Below are 1,252 nucleotides of genomic sequence, written 5' to 3'. Positions count from 1 at the left end.
TAATTTGATCGCATACCCTAATTCTTTAAACACGTTTAACAATTGGGTTTTACTCTCAGCTTCTTGTTGCAACAAATCGTTTAATTCAGTTTGTAAGGATGTCATTTTCTCATCAAAATCGATGTTTTCATCACGGTTTACAAACTCGATGTATTTACTTGGTACCAGGGAAAAATCTTTTTTGGCAACTTCGTCAAAATTGGCACTATAACAGTATTCCGGCACATCTTTATAATCTGTGTCATTTTGTTGCCAACTATGATAAGTAGCCGCTATACCTTGTATATGCTGTTCAGAAAATTGCGTGTACTTTTTCTCAAACGGTTCCCCAATTTGACGTAAATCCATAAACAAGATTTCATCTTGGCGGTTGCGATAGTTTCTGGTAACATCTGGCAATTCGACCGTTCTTTCGGTTTTGTTTTTATTCAGTATCCAAAGGGTAACACTAATATCCGTGGTGTAAAACATACTTCGTGGTAAAATCACAATAGCTTCTACCAAATTATTCTCAATGAGCTTTCTACGAATTTTATACTCATCACCGCCCCCAGATAAAGCTCCATTAGCCAAAATAAATCCTGCTACTCCATTTTCGGAAAGCTTACTTACCATATTTAAAATCCAGCCATAGTTGGCATTGCTTCTAGGAGGCACATCGTAGCCTCTCCAACGAGGATCGTCTAATAGCTCATCGTCACCTCTCCAATCTTTTTGATTGAAAGGTGGGTTGGCCATAATGTAATCGGCTTTTAAATCTTTGTGTTGGTCTTGTGCAAAGGTATCGGCGGCTTTCTCTCCTAAATTGGCAGCTATTCCACGAATGGCTAAATTCATCTTTGCCAATTTATAAGTGGTGTTCGTATATTCTTGGCCGTAGATAGATACTTCCTTTTTATTCCCATGATGGCTTTCTATAAACTTAATAGACTGCACGAACATTCCACCCGAACCACAGGCAGGGTCATAAATAATCCCTTTATAAGGCTCTATCATTTCGGCAATAAGGTTTACAATACTTTTTGGGGTATAGAACTCTCCCTTCCCTTTTCCCTCTTTTAAAGCAAATTTGGAAAGAAAGTATTCGTACACACGCCCCACAATATCTTGATCCTCATCTTTAAGCGTATCAATATCATTGATGTTGTCTAACAGTGAAGCCAGTTTAGATTTATCAAGACTTAATCGTGAAAAGTAATTATCAGGCAATGCACCTCTCAACGAAGGATTGTTTTTCTCAATGTTATGTAGT

General features: G+C 37.7%; 1 protein-coding gene. It reads right to left on the bottom strand.

The genetic code is table 11. The annotated features are described in order from the left end of the window. A partial coding sequence (locus F1E73_RS16995; RefSeq protein ID WP_223883501.1) for an N-6 DNA methylase occupies window positions 1–1,221 on the bottom strand: 1,221 nt, incomplete at its 3' end. Between the last annotated feature and the right edge of the window lie 31 nt (window positions 1,222–1,252).

This window comes from Arenibacter lacus, assembly GCF_008711145.1.
Lineage (GTDB): Bacteria > Bacteroidota > Bacteroidia > Flavobacteriales > Flavobacteriaceae > Arenibacter > Arenibacter amylolyticus.
The sequence above is the reverse complement of the archived record's forward strand: the minus strand, read 5'-3'. Positions and strand labels throughout refer to the sequence as shown.